At 72.3% G+C, this 17343-nt stretch carries 18 protein-coding genes; 13 read left to right on the forward strand and 5 right to left on the reverse strand.

Annotated elements, in window-relative coordinates; all coding sequences use genetic code 11:
- Positions 1-143 precede the first annotated feature (143 nt).
- The 9 genes from mshD (at position 144) to ACZ7KF_RS05040 (ending at position 10420) form a co-directional block, all read left to right on the forward strand.
- Positions 144-1070 (forward strand): mycothiol synthase, encoded by a 927-nt coding sequence (gene mshD / locus ACZ7KF_RS05000; protein ID WP_471069513.1) that lies wholly within the window; start codon positions 144-146, stop codon positions 1068-1070.
- 639 nt (positions 1071-1709) lie between these two features.
- The gene (locus ACZ7KF_RS05005) at positions 1710-2096 is read left to right on the forward strand and encodes a GntR family transcriptional regulator (protein WP_471069514.1); all 387 of its coding nucleotides are present in this window, start codon (positions 1710-1712) and stop codon (positions 2094-2096) included.
- The gene (locus ACZ7KF_RS05010) at positions 2093-2974 is read left to right on the forward strand and encodes an ABC transporter ATP-binding protein (protein ID WP_471069515.1); all 882 of its coding nucleotides are present in this window, start codon (positions 2093-2095) and stop codon (positions 2972-2974) included. Before ACZ7KF_RS05005 ends, ACZ7KF_RS05010 begins: the two co-directional genes overlap by 4 nt.
- Entirely contained in the window at positions 2971-3981 is a 1011-nt protein-coding gene (locus tag ACZ7KF_RS05015; RefSeq protein ID WP_471069516.1) for an ABC transporter permease, read from the forward strand. The genes ACZ7KF_RS05010 and ACZ7KF_RS05015 overlap by 4 nt, the downstream gene beginning before the upstream one ends.
- On the forward strand, positions 3978-4730 hold the full coding sequence (locus tag ACZ7KF_RS05020) for a hypothetical protein (RefSeq protein ID WP_471069517.1): 753 nt from the start codon (positions 3978-3980) through the stop codon (positions 4728-4730). The genes ACZ7KF_RS05015 and ACZ7KF_RS05020 overlap by 4 nt, the downstream gene beginning before the upstream one ends.
- 159 nt (positions 4731-4889) lie before the next feature.
- Complete coding sequence (locus ACZ7KF_RS05025; RefSeq protein WP_471069518.1) at positions 4890-7253, forward strand: RNA degradosome polyphosphate kinase; 2364 nt, start codon at positions 4890-4892, stop codon at positions 7251-7253.
- Entirely contained in the window at positions 7234-8385 is a 1152-nt protein-coding gene (locus tag ACZ7KF_RS05030) for a CHAD domain-containing protein (protein WP_471069519.1), read from the forward strand. The genes ACZ7KF_RS05025 and ACZ7KF_RS05030 overlap by 20 nt, the downstream gene beginning before the upstream one ends.
- A gap of 19 nt (positions 8386-8404) precedes the next feature.
- Entirely contained in the window at positions 8405-8833 is a 429-nt protein-coding gene (locus tag ACZ7KF_RS05035; protein WP_471069520.1) for an NUDIX hydrolase, read from the forward strand.
- Positions 8834-9007: 174 nt separating this feature from the next.
- Positions 9008-10420: an FG-GAP and VCBS repeat-containing protein gene (locus ACZ7KF_RS05040; RefSeq protein ID WP_471069521.1), complete on the forward strand. Its 1413-nt coding sequence runs from the start codon at positions 9008-9010 to the stop codon at positions 10418-10420.
- Positions 10421-10540: 120 nt separating this feature from the next.
- Here the strand turns inward: ACZ7KF_RS05040 and ACZ7KF_RS05045 are convergent, their stop codons facing one another.
- Positions 10541-10726: a hypothetical protein gene (locus ACZ7KF_RS05045; RefSeq protein WP_471069522.1), complete on the reverse strand. Its 186-nt coding sequence runs from the start codon at positions 10724-10726 to the stop codon at positions 10541-10543.
- 142 nt (positions 10727-10868) lie between these two features.
- Between ACZ7KF_RS05045 and ACZ7KF_RS05050 the strand changes: the two genes are divergently transcribed.
- A complete protein-coding gene (locus ACZ7KF_RS05050) occupies positions 10869-11729 on the forward strand; it encodes an SCO4651 family lipoprotein (RefSeq protein ID WP_471069523.1) in 861 nt (286 codons plus the stop codon).
- Positions 11730-11848: 119 nt separating this feature from the next.
- A complete protein-coding gene (locus ACZ7KF_RS05055) occupies positions 11849-12010 on the forward strand; it encodes a hypothetical protein (protein WP_189752189.1) in 162 nt (53 codons plus the stop codon).
- 117 nt (positions 12011-12127) lie between these two features.
- On the opposite strand, the gene ACZ7KF_RS05060 is transcribed toward ACZ7KF_RS05055, so the two are convergent.
- A complete protein-coding gene (locus ACZ7KF_RS05060; protein WP_030612568.1) occupies positions 12128-12436 on the reverse strand; it encodes a metal-sensitive transcriptional regulator in 309 nt (102 codons plus the stop codon).
- 218 nt (positions 12437-12654) lie between these two features.
- On the opposite strand from ACZ7KF_RS05060, the gene ACZ7KF_RS05065 reads away from it, so the two are divergent.
- Both ACZ7KF_RS05065 and ACZ7KF_RS05070 read left to right on the forward strand, forming a co-directional pair.
- Positions 12655-13275: a DUF47 domain-containing protein gene (locus ACZ7KF_RS05065; protein ID WP_030744448.1), complete on the forward strand. Its 621-nt coding sequence runs from the start codon at positions 12655-12657 to the stop codon at positions 13273-13275.
- A 7-nt stretch (positions 13276-13282) separates the two neighbouring features.
- Positions 13283-14281 carry an inorganic phosphate transporter gene (locus ACZ7KF_RS05070; protein WP_471069524.1) on the forward strand — a complete coding sequence of 333 codons (999 nt, stop codon included), beginning with the start codon at positions 13283-13285 and terminating at the stop codon, positions 14279-14281.
- A 142-nt stretch (positions 14282-14423) separates the two neighbouring features.
- On the opposite strand, the gene pstB is transcribed toward ACZ7KF_RS05070, so the two are convergent.
- The 3 genes from pstB to pstC all read right to left on the reverse strand — a co-directional run bounded on the left by pstB (position 14424) and on the right by pstC (position 17340).
- Complete coding sequence (gene pstB, locus ACZ7KF_RS05075) at positions 14424-15200, reverse strand: phosphate ABC transporter ATP-binding protein PstB (protein WP_471069525.1); 777 nt, start codon at positions 15198-15200, stop codon at positions 14424-14426.
- Positions 15201-15277: 77 nt separating this feature from the next.
- The gene (gene pstA / locus ACZ7KF_RS05080) at positions 15278-16339 is read right to left on the reverse strand and encodes a phosphate ABC transporter permease PstA (protein ID WP_471069526.1); all 1062 of its coding nucleotides are present in this window, start codon (positions 16337-16339) and stop codon (positions 15278-15280) included.
- Positions 16336-17340 (reverse strand): phosphate ABC transporter permease subunit PstC, encoded by a 1005-nt coding sequence (gene pstC, locus ACZ7KF_RS05085; protein WP_471069527.1) that lies wholly within the window; start codon positions 17338-17340, stop codon positions 16336-16338. Before pstC ends, pstA begins: the two co-directional genes overlap by 4 nt.
- Between the last annotated feature and the right edge of the window lie 3 nt (positions 17341-17343).

Here is a 17343-nt window from a genome sequence, read left to right on the forward strand (position 1 = left end):
CCTAGGGTCAACGCGCGTAGCACGACAGGGGGTTCGGGGTTACATCCTGGTTTCCCTTTGCCGGTTCCGCCGCCGGGCGGGATGTCGGCGCTTGTGGCCGGTATGCCGGGACTTCACCCCGGCCGGGCCGTACCCTCATACGCATGAGCAGCGACGACACCGTACGGGGCTTCCCCGCCCGCTCCATCGAGACCCACTCCGCGCTCACCCCGGACCTGGCCGAGGCCGTGCTGAGCCTGCTCGGCGAGGCCGCCCGGACCGACGGGCAGCAACCGGTGTCCGAGCAGGGCCGGCTGCAGCTGCGCGGGGGAGCCCGCGAAGGCGTCTCGCATCTGCTGCTGACCGTCGACGGTGAACTCGTCGGCTACGCCCAGCTGGAGGACACCGACCCGGTGGAGGCGCCGGCCGCCGAGCTGGTCGTGCATCCCGCGCACCGCGGGCACGGGCACGGCCGGGCGCTCGGCTCGGCCCTGCTCGCCGCCTCCGGCAAGCGGCTGCGGGTGTGGGCGCACGGCGGGCATCCCGCCGCCCGGCACCTCGCGCAGGTGCTCGGCCTGACCCTGTTCCGCGAACTGCGGCAGATGCGGCGCCCGTTGGCCGGCCTGGAGCTGCCCGAGCCGGTGCTGGCGGAGGGGGTGACCGTGCGCGCCTTCGTGCCCGGCAAGGACGACTCGGCCTGGCTCGCGGTGAACGCCGCCGCCTTCGCCCACCATCCGGAGCAGGGCTCGCTGACCCAGCGCGACCTGGACGACCGCAAGGCCGAGCCCTGGTTCGACCCGGCCGGTTTCTTCCTCGCCGAGCGGCGCGGGGAGCTGATCGGCTTCCACTGGACCAAGGTGCACGCCGAGGAGGGGCTCGGCGAGGTGTACGTCCTCGGTGTGCGACCCGGCGAACAGGGCGGCGGGCTCGGCAAGGCCCTCACCACGATCGGGCTGCGCCATCTGGCCGCCCAGCAGCTGCCGACCGCGATGCTCTACGTCGACGCCGACAACAAGGCGGCGGTGTCGGTGTACGAGCGGCTGGGCTTCACGGTCCACGAGACCGACCTGATGTACCGCGCGGAGTCGTGAACAGGTACCGCCCGGAGTCGTGAACAGGTACCGCCCGGAGTCGTGAGCGGAGACCTGGGCAGGTACCGCCCGGAGACGTGAGCAGGTACCGCCCGGAGTCGTGAGCGGAGACCTGGGCAGGTACCGCCCGGAGTCGTGAGCGCGGACGTGGGCAGCGCGGGCCGCGGGCGGGGGCGCAGCCCGGGCGTCAGCTCTCGTTCCCGTGGTGCGGGCCGGGGCGCGGACGCGTCGGGCGGCGGCCCGCGGCAGGCCGAGGGCGAGCCAGGCGCCGGGGCCGGGACCGAACAGCCGGGGCAGCCCGGTCGTCAGCAGTCCGACCGCGCCGGCCGCACCCAGCGTCCGCCACCGCAGGGTGCGCCAGACCGGTACCGCCGGCGCCGGGATCACTCCGCGCACCGGTCCGGCCCCACCTCGGCGGGCACGCCCAGCAGGGCGCGTACCGCCGGTACAGCTGCTCGAAGGCATGCCGGTCCCGGTCCGCCGCGATGGCTCGCAGCAGGTCCCCGTCGCTTCTGGTCTCGCTCACGTCTCCTCATGGGACGGGCCCCGCCGATCGGTTCACGTAGGCGCCGGATTGACTTTCCGGCCCCCTTCCACCACCCTTTCACTACTCAATTAGTGAAAGGGTGGTGGAACCGGATGGTCGAGTACCGCATCGACCGGCACAGCGGCGTGGCCACCTACGTGCAGATCGTCCAGCAGACCAAACAGGCCCTCCGCCTCGGCCTGCTGGAGCCGGGCGACCGGCTGCCCACGGCACGCGAGGTGGTGGAGGCCACCGCCATCAACCCCAACACCGTGCTGAAGGCGTACCGCGAGCTGGAGCGCGAGGGCCTGGTGGAGGCCCGGCGCGGGCTCGGCACCTTCGTCCGGCGGTCCCTGGGCACCACCCCCGCCGACTCCCCGCTGCGCACGGAGCTGGAGGAGTGGGCGGACCGCGCCCGCGCCGCAGGACTGGAGCGGGACGACGTGGCCGCACTCTTCACTGCCGTACTCGACAAGCACTTCCAGGGAGACCCGTCATGAGCAGCGACACGGCGTTGAGGGCCGAGGCTGTGGGGAAACGGTTCGGCCGCCGTGGGGGCTGGGCCCTGCGCGACTGCTCGTTCCGGCTGCCCACCGGCCGCGTGTGCGCGGTCGTCGGCCCCAACGGCGCCGGCAAGTCCACCCTGCTGGCCCTGGCCGCCGGGCTCACCGCGCCCACCGAGGGCAGCGTGACCGTCCTCGGCCGCACACCGGCCGCGGCCCGCCCCCGGGTCGGCTTCGTCGCACAGGACAAGCCGCTGTACCCGCAGCTCACCATCGCCGAGACACTGCGCATGGGCGCCGACCTGAACCCCGGCCACTGGGACGTGGACCACGCCGCGCGGGTCGTCGCGGGCGGCGACCTGGACCCCGAGGCCCGCATCCGCTCCCTCTCCGGCGGCCAGCGCACCCGGGTCGCGCTCGCCCTCGCCCTCGGCAAGCGGCCCGAACTGCTGCTCCTGGACGAGCCGATGGCCGACCTCGACCCGCTGGCCCGGCACGAACTGATGGGCACGCTGATGGCGCAGGCCGCCCAGTACGGCACCACCATCGCGATGTCCTCGCACGTCGTCGCCGAGCTGGAGGACTCCTGCGACCACCTGCTGCTGGTCGGTGACGGCCGGATCCGGCTGGCCGGCGAGATCGACGAACTGCTCGCCGCCCACCGGCGGGTGACCGGCGCCGCCGACTCCGCCGGTCTCGGCGCACACACGGTCGTGGAGTCCCGGGTCACCGGCCGCCAGCTCAGCGCGCTGATCCGCCCGGCCGGACCGCTCCCCGGCGACTGGCGCACCTCGGTGCCCTCGCTGGAGGAACTCGTCCTCGGCCACCTGCGCAACCCCGGCGCGCCGGGCCTGCACGAGGGGAGTGCCGCGTGACCGCCGCCCTGACCGGCCCGGCCGGCGTACGGCGGGACGCCGGGAAACCGCGCCTGACCCGCTGGGTGCTGCGCCTGCACCGGCCCGCGCTGTACGCCTGGGCGGGCCTGGTGATCGCCCTGGCCGCCCTGCTGCTCGCCCTGCGCGGCCCGCTCGCCGACGCCGCGGCCGAGGCCTGGCGGCAGTACGACGCCTGCCGGGACTCCGCGAGATGCTCCTACGACCAGGACGCCATCCTCCGCTACAAGGACTACTACACCTACGCCACCGCCGCCCTGAACGTCCTGCCCCTGCTGGTGGCCGGCTGGGCGGGCGCCGCGCTCGTCGGCCGGGAACTGGAGTCCGGCACGGCCCGGCTGGCCTGGACGCAGGGCACGTCGCCGGCGCGCTGGCTGGCGGTCCGGCTGGCCGTGCCGGCGATCGCCGTGACGGCCGGAGCCACCCTGCTGTTCCGGCTGCACGACCTCGCCTGGAACGCGGGCCGGGGTCGCATCGACACCGCCAAGGAGTGGTACGACCGCTTCACGTTCTTCGCGGGCGGCCCCACCACCGTCACCCTCGCCCTCGCCGGACTCGCGGCCGGCACGCTCGCGGGCCTGGTGCTCCGCCGCACGCTGCCCGCCCTCCTCGCCGGCGTGGTGGTCACCGCGCTCCTGCGCGGTGCCGCCGAGATCGCCCTGCCGCACCTGTGGCCCGCCGTCACCCGCGTCTCCACGATGGACCAGGGCTTCGTGGGCTCCGGCCTCGTCGTCGACCAGGGCATGGTCACCCGGACCGGCGCCCAGGTGCCCGTCCCCCCATGCGGTTCCACCGCCGCGTGCGAGGCCGCGTACGCCGACCTCACCGGCCACTGGAACACCTACCACCCCCACTCCCACCACTGGCCCCTGCAGCTCACCACCAGCGCGCTGTTCCTGGCGGTCACCGGGCTGCTGGTACTCGGCTCCTTCCTGGCGCTACGCCACCTCACCGGCACCGCCCGCACCCCTCGGAAGGCCACCGCATGACCGCCCTCGCCCCCGCCCGCCCGGCCACCCGCCGCACCCTGCTGCGACTGCACCGGCCGGCCCTGCTCGTCTGGACCGCCCTCGTCCTCCTGGCCGCCGGCGAACTGCTCTGGATCCACTACGCGGCGGCCCCCCGGGACCGGGCCTGCACGCAGCCCGGCCACTGGTGCTCGTACACCAGCCTCACCGACACCAACAACGTCATGAACGCCCTCGGCGAGGCCCTGTGCTACGCCCCCGGCGCGGTGGCCGCCTGGTCCGCCGCCGCGCTGATCGGCCGAGAGCTGGAGACCGGCACCGCCCGGCTGGCCTGGACCCAGGCCGTCACCCCGGCCCGCTGGCTCACCGCGAAGCTGACGGCGGCCGCGCTGCCGCTGCTCACCGGCTCCGCGCTGCTCGCCCTGGCCTTCGGCGCCGTCTGGTCCACCGACCGGGACGTCCTGGTCACCCACTGGACCTGGGACCGCGTCTTCGTCCCGCGCGGCCCGCTGCTGCCCGCGCTCGTGCTGTTCGGACTGGCCGCGGGCGCCCTGGCCGGTCTCGCGCTGCGCCGCGCGCTCCCCGCGCTGGCCGTCGCCTGCGCCGCCACCGTGGTCCTGCGGCTGTACCTGCGCGACCTGTGGCAGCCGCTGCGCGGGCCGCGGACCGGTTTCTGGCCGCTGCACCTGGCCGCCACCGGCATGGTCCTCGCCCTCACCGCGGCCACCCTCGTCGCCGCGTACGCCGTACTGCGCCACCGGACCGCCTGAGGTCCGCCCCCACGCCGGTCCGGTACGTCCCGCCACGGGGAGGCGGGACGTACCGGACCGGCATTCTCGCAGCCGGGAACCCCTTCGAGCCGCTCCCCGCTATCCCGCACGTCATGTCGCCGTAACCAATGATTCAGCCGGGCTTGCGACGCTCGGCCAATGAAGCCCGCCGTGCCAGAGCCTTCGCCGCCCCTCGAGGGGCCGGCCGCGGGGAACGGGGCCGCCAAGCTCCCACCCGCACGTTCCGACGCGCCCGTGTCGCCCGTTGCGCGGAAGAATGGGTTCATGAGCCAGTCAGACACCCAGGCCGAAGTTCAGCACCCGCAGCCCCCCGTGGGCTCCATCGCCGCGCACCGGCAGCCCACCGTGTCGGCCGCGGTCTCCGACCTGGAACCCGACCTCGACGCGGACCTCGACGCGTACGAAGAGTCCCAGGCCGGCGGCGGCCCCCTGCCCCAGGGCCGTTTCCTCGACCGTGAGCGCAGCTGGCTCGCCTTCAACGAGCGGGTCCTGGAGCTGGCCGAGGACCCGAACACCCCGCTGCTGGAGCGCGCGAACTTCCTCGCGATCTTCGCCAGCAACCTGGACGAGTTCTTCATGGTCCGGGTCGCCGGTCTGAAGCGCCGCATCGCCACCGGCGTGGCCACCCGCTCCGCCTCCGGGCTCCAGCCCCGCGAGGTACTGGAGATGATCTGGGCCCGCTCCCGCGAGCTGATGGCCCGGCACGCCGCCTGCTACCACGAGGACGTCGCCCCCGCTCTCGCGGAGGAGGGCATCCACCTGGTCCGCTGGACCGAGCTGACCGAGAAGGAGCAGGCCCGCCTCTTCACGCTCTTCCGGCACCAGATCTTCCCGGTCCTCACCCCGCTGGCCGTCGACCCCGCGCACCCCTTCCCGTACATCTCCGGCCTCTCCCTGAACCTGGCCGTCGTCGTGCGCAACCCGGTCAGCGGCCACCGGCACTTCGCGCGCGTGAAGGTACCGCCGCTGCTCTCCCGCTTCCTGGAGGCCTCCCCGGGCCGCTACGTCCCCATCGAGGACGTCATCGCGGCCCCCAACCACCTGGAAGAGCTGTTCCCGGGCATGGAGATCCTGGAGCACCACGCCTTCCGGATCACCCGCAACGAGGACCTGGAGGTCGAGGAGGACGACGCCGAGAACCTCCTCCAGGCCCTGGAGAAGGAACTCATGCGGCGCCGCTTCGGCCCGCCGGTGCGCCTGGAGGTCGAGGAGTCCATCCACCGCGAGGTGCTCGACCTCCTCGTGCGCGAGCTGAAGATCTCCGAGGCCGAGGTGTACCCGCTGCCCGGCCCGCTCGACCTCACCGGTCTCTTCCGCATCCACAGCCTCGACCGGCCGGAGCTGAAATACCCGAAGTTCGTCGCCGGCACCCACCGCGACCTCGCCGAGGTCGAATCGGCGTCCGCGCCCGACATCTTCGCCGCCCTGCGCGCCCGGGACGTGCTCCTGCACCACCCGTACGACAGCTTCTCCACCTCCGTGCAGGCGTTCCTGGAGCAGGCGGCGGCCGACCCGGACGTCCTCGCGATCAAGCAGACCCTGTACCGCACCTCCGGCGACTCCCCCATAGTCGACGCGCTCATCGACGCCGCCGAGTCCGGCAAGCAGGTCCTGGTCCTGGTCGAGATCAAGGCCCGCTTCGACGAGCACGCCAACATCAAGTGGGCGCGCAAGCTGGAGGAGGCCGGCTGCCACGTCGTCTACGGCCTGGTCGGCCTGAAGACGCACTGCAAGCTGTCCCTGGTGGTCCGCCAGGAGGGCGAGACCCTGCGCCGCTACAGCCACGTCGGCACGGGCAACTACCACCCGAAGACGGCCCGCCTGTACGAGGACCTCGGTCTGCTCACCGCCGACCCGCAGGTCGGCGCCGACCTCTCCGACCTCTTCAACCGGCTGTCCGGCTACTCGCGCCGGGAGACCTACCGCCGCCTGCTGGTGGCCCCCAAGTCCCTGCGGGACGGTCTGGTCGCGCGGATCGACAAGGAGGTCCAGCACCACCGTGCGGGCCGTCCGGCCTTCGTCCGCATCAAGGTCAACTCGATGGTCGACGAAGCGGTCATCGACGCGCTCTACCGGGCGTCCCAGGCGGGCGTGCCGGTCGACATCTGGGTGCGCGGGATCTGCGCCGTCCGTCCGGGCGTGACGGGCCTCTCGGAGAACATACGGGTCCGCTCGATCCTCGGCCGCTTCCTGGAGCACTCCCGGGTGTTCGCCTTCGGCAACGGCGGCGAACCCGAGGTGTGGATAGGCAGCGCCGACATGATGCACCGCAACCTCGACCGCCGGATAGAGGCCCTGGTCCGGGTCGTCGACCCCGGCCACCGCGCAGCCCTCAACCGGCTGCTGGACACCGGCATGTCCGACGGCACCGCCTCCTGGCACCTCGGCCCGGACGGCGAGTGGACGCGACACGCGACCGACGCGGACGGCCAACCCCTGCGCAACGTCCAGGAGATGCTCATAGACGCCCGGAGGCGCCGGCGTGGCACAGCAACACCTTGACCCGACGGACCCCACGGCCGAGGCGGTGACCGGGGACGCCCTCGCGGGCTACCTGCGCGCCCAGGCCACGGAGTTCCTCCGCGCCCTGCGCCTGCACCGGGAGACCGGCGGCAACGGCGGGGGCGCCCCCGCGCGCGGCTACCCGGGCGCGGGGGACGGCGGCCCGGAGGAGTCCGTCGACGCGGCGCGCGCCCTGCGCCGCTCGGCCCGCCGCATCAGCGGCAGCCTGCACACGTTCCGCCCCCTCCTCGACGCCGACTGGTCCGAGGAGATGCGCCCCGAACTGGCGTGGCTGTCCGGCACCCTGGGCCTGGAGCACGCGTACGAGTCCCGCCTGGAACGGCTGTTGCTGGCCCTGCACCGGCTGTCGGGGGCCACGGCGTTCCCCCCGCAGCCGGTGGACGCCGTGCCCGCGGGCGGCCGAACCGCCGGAACGGCACCCCTCCCCCTGACAGGGGCACCGGAGAACACCCGCGGCCCGGCCCGCACCACTGCGACAGCGGAACGCGGCAGCCTGACGGTGGGCGCGGCCAAAGCGGGCGCCCTGCTCGAACGCCAGCTCACCCTGGCCCGGACCCGGGCGCACTCCACCGCCCTCCAGGCCCTCGGCTCCAGCCGCTTCCACGCCGTCGCGGACAAGGTCGCCTTACTCGCCAGCGAGGTCCCCCTCACCCCCGCCGCCCCCGCCACCGAGCTGCACCCCCTCGCCGCCGCGGCCGAGGAACGCCTCACGGACGCCGTCGCCGCGCTGCCGCTGATCGTCGCCGGCCACCCCTACAACGCGGAGGCACTCGTCCACGGCCTGTCCCCGGACCCCGCCCCGCACCCCCAGGACGGCCCCTGGCACCAGGTCCGGCTGCTGCTGCGTCTGCACCGGTACGCCCGCGAGGTGCTCCACCGCGGCACCGCCCCCGTGGACGTCCGGCTGCTGGCCGCCGGACAGGCGCTGAACCGGCACCGGGACGCCTCGGAGGCGGCAGCGGCGGCGGCCCAGGCGGCCCGCACCCCCCGCATCACCCCGGCGACCGCGTACGCGCTCGGCGTGCTCCACGCCGACCAGCGGCACGAGGTGGAGGCGGCCCGGTTCGCGTTCCAGCAGGCGTGGCAGAAGCAGACCGTCAACATCCCCTGAACCCCCGCGAGGAGGCGGTGTGAACGACACCGTGGTCCAGGCGGCCGGCTGCGTGCTCTGGCGCGGCTCCGCCTCCGGCAGTGTCGAACTGGCCCTGGTGTTCCGGCCCCGGTGGTCCGACTGGTCCTGGCCCAAGGGGAAGCGGAAGAAGGGCGAGACGGCCCGTGCCGCCGCTCTGCGGGAGGTACGGGAGGAGACGGGCCACACCTGCCGGCTCGGATCGCGTCTGCCGACATCCCGCTACGCCGACCACGCCGGCCGCGAGAAGGAGGTCCGGTACTGGGCCGCGGAGTCGACCGGCGGCACCTTCACGCCCAACGACGAAGTGACCGAACTGCTGTGGCTGTCGCCGGACGAAGCGCGCGAACGCCTGACCTACGAAGTGGACAGGGAGCTGATCTCCCCGGTCCTCGCGGCGATCGACACCGACCGGCGCCGGGACGCCTGACGAGCCGGGGCAGGGGTCCGGTCACGGCACGCACGCATCCCCCGTACAACCTTTGCGTCCGGCAACGGGTCTCCTCGGTCGCTCAACCGCCGCGTACCGCCGGGACCAGGTCACCTCCGGTCGGCACGGGCGGCTCCGCCTCCCCGATGTATGCACCGAGCAGGAAGACTCAGCGTGTCCCAGCACCTCCGCAGAACCCTGGCCATCGCCGCCGCAGCGGCCCTGACGGGCGGGCTGCTCACCGTCACGGCCGGCTCCGCCACCGCCGCCGGCTCCCACGTGCCCGGCGACTTCAACGGCGACGGCTACCGCGACATCGCGGTCTCCGCCCCCGGCGCGTACGTGGCCGGCAGGGCCTCCGCCGGGCAGGTCGTCATCCTGTGGGGCGGCACCACCGACCCCGGCAACACCCGGCGGACCCTCATCAGCCAGGACAGCCCCGGCGTCCCGGGCGGAGCCGAGGCGGGCGACCGCTTCGGCGACGCCGTCGTGGCGCAGGACTTCAACGGCGACGGCTACGCCGACCTCGCCGTCGGCGCCCCCGGCGAGGACGTCGGCACCGACACCGACGGCGGCACGGTCGCCATCCTGTGGGGCTCGGACGCGGGCCTGACCAGCGGGGTGACGGTCGCCGACCCGGCGCCCGCCTCCCACGACAAGTTCGGCCGGGTGCTCGCCGCCCTGGTCGACAGCGACCAGAAGCCGGACCTGGCCATCGGCTCGGACATCCCGACGATCGACGTCTACCGCGGCGGCTTCACCAAGGCGGGCGGCAACGGCGGCGGCTACCGCTTCGTACCGCCGGCCTCGGTCACCGGCGCCCCGACGGCCATCGCCTCCGGCAACTTCGGCGGCGAGGACCCGATCGCCGACATCGTCGTCACCGGCACCAGCACGTACTACGCGCTCGGCTCCGCCACCGGTCTGCGCCCCGCCAGCACCGTCAAGCTGCCCACCAGCACCTCCGTCGCGATCGGCGACTTCGACAACAACTACTACGAGGACATCGCGCTCGGCGCCCCGAACGAGGGCGGCGGCGCCGTCCGCGTCTTCAACGGCGACGCGAAGGGCCCGTCCGCCACCGTCTCGTACACCGTCACGCAGGACTCCCCCAACATTCCGGGCGCGAGTGAGTCCGGCGACCGCTTCGGCGCCTCCCTGGAGGTCGCGGCGGCGCGCGGGTACGGCTCGCAGCTCCTCGCCATCGGCGCTCCCGGCGAGAGCCTGGGCAGCGCCACCGGCACCGGCGCGGTCACCCTCGTCGTCGGCGGCGAGAAGGGCTTCGACGCCATCGGCGCCGACAGCAGCACGTACGCCCGGTTCTTCGCCCAGAGCACCCCCGACGTTCCGGGCGACGACGAGACCGGCGACCACTTCGGCAGCTCGCTCCACCTGGCCGACACCCACAACGATCTGCAATGGGACCTGCTCGTCGGCGTGCCCGACGAGAACGCGGGCGACGGGGCGGCCGTCTACTTCCGCGGCAACGACGACCCCACCGCCACCGGCACGCCCGGCATCAGCGCCTCCGGCACCGGTGTCTCCACCTCCGGCTCCCCGCAGTTCGGCGTGCGCCTCGCCGGCTGAGGCCGAGCGCTCGAGGCTCCGGCAGAGCCCGCGAACAGCCCTGCCCGCCGCGCCCGGCGCCCGGCCCCGCGACCGGAGCCCGGTGGACGCCCTGGTCCGGGCCCGGAGCGCCGGTGGCGGCTAACCGCATGCCGCATGCCCCTCCGCGTCCGTGCGGGCCTGGCTCCGGGCCCGGCGGGCGGGGCCGCGCCAGCCGCAGCTGCAGCGGGCCACGCAGAAGCGGCCCTGCTCGGAGGTCGTCGTGAGGTGTTCCTGCCCGGGCCGGGCGCGATCCGGCCCGTCCTGCTCCGCCGAGGTGACTGCCACCCCGACAACGTTACCCAGCCCGCGGAAAAGGGTGCGTACGACCTCCCTCGTCCCGCGGTGGCGCGTGACGGCGTCCCCTACCCGTCGTTAACCGGACAACAGGGGGCCCGTGACGGACACACCGGCTGGGGGTAGGCGGACGATGGATCGGCGGCAGCACAGACGCGCGGGCGGGACGGTCGCCGCGGTGGGCATCCTCCTCGGCCTCGGTACGGGTGCCACGGGCTGTTCCGGCAGCGGGGTCGCCGCCGAGGACGTCAAGGGCCCGGGCGACCCCGTCACCGCACTGCACCGGGCCGCCGACGCGCTGCGCGACGCGGGCAGCTCCAAGGCCGGCACCTCGATGGAGATGGCCACCGGCGGCACCCGGGTCACCATCCGCGGCAAGGGGGTCTACGACTACCGGCACCGGCTCGGGCGGCTCACCGTGATGCTGCCCGAGGACCCCACCGGCGCCTCCGAGCACCGGCCCATCACGGAACTCCTCGCCCCGGGCGCCCTGTACATGAAGAACCGGGGCGCGGGCGTGCCCGCCGACAAGTGGGTGCGGGTGGAGACCGCGACGCTGTCCGACGGCAACCTGGTCACCGGCGGCGCGACCGACCCGTACGCGGCGGCCGAGCTGCTGCGCGGGACGCGCGAGGCGGCCTTCGTCGGCTGGACGGAACTGGCGGGGACGCCCGTGCGGCACTACCAGGGCACCGCCGACCTGCGCCGGGCGGCCCGGTACGCCTCCGACGGCCACCGGGCGGCCCTGGCGGCGGCGGCGAAGGGCTTCGCCACCGCCGAGGTGCCGTTCGACGCCTATCTGGACGACCAGGGCCGCATCCGCAAGCTGCGGCAGCGCTTCAGCTTCGTCAACGGCCGCCAGGAGGCCACCGTGGCGGTCGCCTCGACCCTCCTGCTGTTCGACTTCGGCACCCCCGCCGACATCCGGCTGCCTGCCCCGACGGACATCTACGCGGGCCGCATCGCCGAGGACGACACCGGGAGCGGCGCATGAAACCGGCCAGGCAACTAGTCCGGGACGCCCTCCCGTAAGTAGCCCGTCCGTGCCATGCGCGGGGTGTGGACCACTGCCTACGCTAGGAGGTCGGTGGCGGCGGAGAAGAGGTGAGGCGGGTGGCTCCGGTCGGCGGTACGGCGGTACAGGACCATGTGGCCCTCGCCGAGATCGAACTGTGCGGGGAGCTGATCATCGCGGCCTCTGCCGCCGAGGACCGGCTCAGCCTGGAGAGCATCGACGAGGTGCTGCGCGTGGCCGAGGAGCGAGATCCGGCCTGACCAGGGCCCGGCCGGGCCGGCGCCGGACCGACCAGAACCGGCCGACCGCGGGCCGGGCGATCGTCAGTCGGCCGACCGTGGACCGGGCGGCCGGGCCGGCCCGCGCGGACGGCGGGGTCAGGTGCGCAGCAGGCGGCCGATCGCCTTCGTCGCCTCGTCCACCTTGGCGTCGATCTCGTCGCCGCCCTTGAGGGCCGCGTCCGCGACGCAGTGCCGCAGGTGCTCCTCCAGCAGCTGGAGCGCGAAGGACTGGAGCGCCTTGGTGGAGGCGGAGACCTGCGTGAGTATGTCGATGCAGTACGTGTCCTCGTCCACCATCCGCTGCAGGCCGCGGATCTGCCCCTCGATCCGGCGCAGCCGCTTGAGGTGCTCGTCCTTCTGCTGGTGGTAGCCGTGCGTGGCGCCGGCCTCGGTCGTCGTCGTCATCGCTGGCCTCCGTCTCGGAACGAGCTGTGGACACACATGGGGATACATACCCCTACTGGGTATATGGTAACGAACTTTGCGGGGTAGGGAGCCCTTGGTACGCCCCCGTGCTGATCAATCTGCCCGATGGGCGACACTGGGGGACGGCCCATTAGCCGTGGCCGGATGATGCGCCTAGCATCAGCCTGACCGAAACCGAAGCACCCCGAGGACCCCACGTGCGCTTTCGTCTGACCCCCAGGGAGACGAGCTTCTACGACATGTTCGCCGCATCCGCGGACAACATCGTCACGGGCTCGAAGCTCCTGATGGAACTGCTCGGGGCGGACGCGTCTGCCCGGGCCGAGATCGCAGAGCGTATGCGGGCCGCGGAACACGCAGGTGACGACGCCACGCACGCGATCTTCCACCAGCTGAACTCCTCGTTCATCACGCCCTTCGACCGTGAGGACATCTACGCCCTCGCCGGTTCCCTGGACGACATCATGGACTTCATGGAGGAGGCCGTCGACCTGGTCGTCCTCTACAACGTCGAAGAGCTGCCCAAGGGCGTCGAGCAGCAGATCGAGGTACTGGCCCGCGCGGCCGAGCTGACGGCGGAGGCCATGCCGAACCTCCGCACCATGGACAACCTCACCGAGTACTGGATCGAGGTCAACCGGCTGGAGAACCAGGCCGACCAGATCCACCGCAAGCTGCTCGCCCACCTCTTCAACGGCAAGTACGACGCGATCGAGGTGCTGAAGCTCAAGCAGATCGTGGACGTCCTGGAAGAGGCGGCGGACGCGTTCGAGCACGTGGCGAACACGGTGGAGACCATCGCCGTCAAGGAGTCCTGAGGCGTCGATGGACACCTTCGCTCTGATCGTGACCATCGCGGTCGCGCTCTTCTTCACGTACACGAACGGTTTTCACGACTCGGCGAACGCGATCGCGACGTCCGTGTCGACGCGGGCGCTGACCCCGCGGGCGGCCCTGGCCATGGCCGCGGTGATGAACCTGGCCGGTGCCTTCCTGGGCTCCGGGGTCGCCAAGACGGTCAGCGAGGGTCTGATCGAGACACCGCGCGGCTCCACGGGGATGGGCATCCTCTTCGCGGGGCTGGTCGGCGCGATCGTCTGGAACCTGGTCACCTGGTACTTCGGCCTGCCGTCCTCCTCCTCGCACGCCCTGTTCGGCGGCCTGGTGGGCGCGGCGCTGGCGGGGGGCACGGAGGTCCTGTGGGACGGCGTCGTCGACAAGGTCATCATCCCGATGTTCCTGTCCCCGGTGGTGGGCCTGATCGTCGGCTACCTGGTCATGACGGCGATCCTGTGGATCTTCCGCAAATCCAACCCGCACAAGGCCAAGCGGGGCTTCCGCATCGCCCAGACCGTCTCCGCGGCCGGCATGGCCCTCGGCCACGGTCTCCAGGACGCCCAGAAGACGATGGGTGTCGTGGTGATGGCACTGGTGATTTCCGGCCATGAGACGTACGGCGACCCGATCCCGGTCTGGGTGAAGATCGTCTGCGCCGTGATGCTGTCCCTCGGCACCTACGCGGGCGGCTGGCGCATCATGCGCACCCTCGGCCGCAAGATCATCGAACTCGACCCCCCGCAGGGCTTCGCCGCCGAGACGACGGGTGCGTCGATCATGTTCACCACGGCGTTCCTCTTCAAGGCCCCCATCTCCACGACCCACGTCATCACCTCGGCGATCATGGGTGTGGGCGCGACCAAGCGGATCAACGCCGTTCGCTGGGGCGTGGCCAAGAACATCGTCCTCGGCTGGTTCATCACCATGCCGGCCGCCGCGCTGGTGGCCGCGCTCGCCTTCGGCGTGGTCAAGCTGGTGGCCCTGTAGGACGCGTCCGCCCGCCGGCCGGCCGGCGGACGGGGCCGGAGACAGACGCGTGGGCCCGCCCCCGGGAGCCGGGGGCGGGCCCTTTTGCATCCTCGCGGTGGCACCGCCATGCAGCACCGCGAGGGGTCATGTACCGGCCGGTCTAGCCGAAACGGCCGGAGATGTAGTCCTCCGTGGCCTGCACGGACGGGTTGGAGAAGATCCGCTCGGTGTCGTCGATCTCGATCAGCCGGCCGGGCTGGCCGACCGCCGCCAGGTTGAAGAACGCCGTACGGTCCGAGACGCGCGCCGCCTGCTGCATGTTGTGCGTCACGATGACGATCGTGAACCGCTCCTTCAGCTCACCGATCAGGTCCTCGATGGCGAGGGTGGAGATCGGGTCCAGGGCCGAGCAGGGCTCGTCCATGAGCAGGACCTTGGGCTCGACCGCGATCGCCCGCGCGATGCACAGACGCTGCTGCTGACCGCCCGAGAGACCGGAGCCCGGCTTGTTCAGGCGGTCCTTCACCTCGTTCCAGAGGTTCGCGCCCTTGAGCGACCTCTCGACGATGTCGTTCAGCTCGCTCTTCTTGTAGCTGCCGTTCAGCCGCAGGCCCGCCGCCACGTTCTCGTAGATCGACATCGTGGGGAACGGGTTGGGGCGCTGGAAGACCATCCCCACCTCGCGGCGGACGGAGACCGGGTCGACCCCGGTGCCGTACAGGTCCTCGTCGTCCAGCAGCACCTTGCCCTCGACGCGGCCACCGGGCGTGACCTCGTGCATCCGGTTCAGCGTGCGCAGGAACGTCGACTTGCCGCAGCCGGAGGGGCCGATGAACGCCGTCACCGAACGCGGCTCGACGGTCATCGAGATGTCTTCGATCGCCTTGTGGGAGCCGTAGTAGGCGGTGAGTCCGCTTACGTCGATTCGCTTGGCCATTGTCTACTTCACTTCCAGGTAAGTCTTGGTCGGTCGCCGATGGGCCGCTACGCGGCGGCAGCCGCAGATCGATTCCTCTAGCGACCGGCCTTGGGGGCCTTCCAGCGGGCGATGCCGCGGGCCACCAGGTTGAGGATCATCACGAAGGCGATCAGCGTGAGGGACGCCGCCCAGGCGCGGTCGTAGGCCGCGTTGGCGCCCGCGCTCTGCGCGTACTGCTGGTAGATGTACAGCGGCAGCGAAGCCTGCGCACCCTCGAACGGGTTGTTGTTGATGAACGGGTTGCCGAACACCAGCAGCAGGACCGGCGCCGTCTCGCCCGCGATACGGGCGATGGCGAGCATGATGCCGGTGGTGATGCCGCCGATGGAGGTCGGCAGGACCACCTTCAGGATGGTCCGCCACTTCGGCACGCCGAGCGCCAGCGAGGCCTCGCGCAGCTCGTTCGGGACGAGCTTGAGCATCTCCTCGGTGGAGCGGACGACGACCGGCATCATCAGGATGGCCAGGGCCAGCGAACCGGCGAAGCCGAACGGCTGCATCTCGAAGATGAGCATCAGGCTGAGGATGAACAGACCCGCGACGATCGACGGGATGCCCGTCATGACGTCGACGAAGAACGTCACCGCCTGGGCGAGGCGACCGCGCCCGTACTCCACCAGGTAGATGGCGGTCATCACGCCGATCGGGGCGCCGATGAGGGTGGCGAGGCCGACCTGTTCCAGGCTGCCGATGATGGCGTGGTAGATGCCGCCGCCGGGCTCGGAGTCGGCGACGACACCCATGGAGTGGGTGAGGAAGTAGACGTCGAGGACCTTCACGCCGCGCGAGACGGTCGTCCACACGAGGGAGACCAGCGGGATCACGGCGAGCAGGAAGGCGACCCACACGAGCGAGGTGGCGACCCGGTCCTTGGCCTGCCGGCGGCCCTCCACGCGGGCGGAGATGCCGTAGGTGCCGAGGACGAAGAGGACCGCGGCGAGCAGGGCCCACTGGATCTTGCTGTGCAGATCGGCGGCGAAGCTGATCCCGATGCCGAGGGCGATCGCGCCGACGGCGATCGCCGGCGAGGTCCACTTCGGGAGGCTGGCGGCGCGCAGCGTGCTGGGCCGCTTGTCGGTGACGGCTGCGGTGCTCATGCGTTGGCCCCCGAGTACTCCTTGCGGCGGGCGATGATCGCGCGGGCCGCACCGTTGACCAGCAGGGTGATGACGAAGAGCACAAGACCGGAGGCGATCAGCGCGTCCCGGCCCAGCGGGGTGGCCTCGCCGAACTTGCTGGCGATGTTCTGGGCGAAGGTGCCGCCGCCCGGGTCGAGCAGGCTGGCCTGGATGTCGTAGCTCGGAGAGAGCACGGTGGCCACGGCCATGGTCTCGCCGAGGGCGCGGCCGAGGCCGAGCATCGAGGCGGAGATCACGCCGGAGCGGCCGAAGGGCAGGACGGCCATGCGGACGACCTCCCAGCGGGTGGCGCCGAGGGCCAGTGCGGCCTCCTCGTGCATCCGCGGGACCTGCCGGAACACCTCACGGCTGACGTTGGTGATGATCGGCAGGATCATGATCGCCAGCAGGATGCCCACGGTGAGCATCGAGCGCGGCGCGCCGTCGTCCCAGGAGAAGATCCCGGTCCAGCCGAGGTAGTCGTCGAGCCAGCCGTACAGACCGTCCATGTGCGGGACGAGGATCAGGGCGCCCCAGAGGCCGTACACGATGGACGGCACGGCGGCGAGCAGGTCGATCACGTAGGCGATCGGACCGCTCAGCCTGCGCGGGGAGTAGTGGGTGAGGAACAGCGCGATCGCCACGGCGATCGGGACCGCGATGGCCATGGCGACGACCGAGGAGACGATCGTGCCGAAGGCCAGCACCGCGATGCCGAACTTCGGCGGCGTGAGGTTGGTGTTCCACTCGAAGGTGGTCAGGAAGTTTCCGTCGTCCTCGCTGATCGCGAGGTAGGCGCGGTAGGTGAGGAAGACCGCGATCGCGGCCATGATCACCAGCAGCAGGATGCCGGAGCCGCGGGACAGGCCCAGGAAGATGCGGTCACCGGGACGGGTGGCACCACGTGCCGCGCGCTTCTGCTCGGCGACCGGGGGCTGGGGCGTGGGCGGAGGGGCGTCGGTTGTCGTCGATATGTCCATCGG

This window comes from Streptomyces sp. NPDC038200 (assembly GCF_055600785.1).

Bases quoted from the DNA above. Each gene is read 5' to 3' on its own strand.
- mshD (WP_471069513.1), top strand. From the start codon at position 144: ATGAGCAGCGACGACACCGTACGGGGCTTCCCCGCCCGCTCCATCGAG.
- ACZ7KF_RS05005 (WP_471069514.1), top strand. From the start codon at position 1,710: ATGGTCGAGTACCGCATCGACCGGCACAGCGGCGTGGCCACCTACGTG.
- ACZ7KF_RS05010 (WP_471069515.1), top strand. From the start codon at position 2,093: ATGAGCAGCGACACGGCGTTGAGGGCCGAGGCTGTGGGGAAACGGTTC.
- ACZ7KF_RS05020 (WP_471069517.1), top strand. From the start codon at position 3,978: ATGACCGCCCTCGCCCCCGCCCGCCCGGCCACCCGCCGCACCCTGCTG.
- ACZ7KF_RS05025 (WP_471069518.1), top strand. From the start codon at position 4,890: ATGAAGCCCGCCGTGCCAGAGCCTTCGCCGCCCCTCGAGGGGCCGGCC.
- ACZ7KF_RS05050 (WP_471069523.1), top strand. From the start codon at position 10,869: ATGGATCGGCGGCAGCACAGACGCGCGGGCGGGACGGTCGCCGCGGTG.
- ACZ7KF_RS05060 (WP_030612568.1), bottom strand. From the start codon at position 12,436: ATGACGACGACGACCGAGGCCGGCGCCACGCACGGCTACCACCAGCAG.
- ACZ7KF_RS05070 (WP_471069524.1), top strand. From the start codon at position 13,283: ATGGACACCTTCGCTCTGATCGTGACCATCGCGGTCGCGCTCTTCTTC.
- pstB (WP_471069525.1), bottom strand. From the start codon at position 15,200: ATGGCCAAGCGAATCGACGTAAGCGGACTCACCGCCTACTACGGCTCC.
- pstA (WP_471069526.1), bottom strand. From the start codon at position 16,339: ATGAGCACCGCAGCCGTCACCGACAAGCGGCCCAGCACGCTGCGCGCC.
- pstC (WP_471069527.1), bottom strand. From the start codon at position 17,340: ATGGACATATCGACGACAACCGACGCCCCTCCGCCCACGCCCCAGCCC.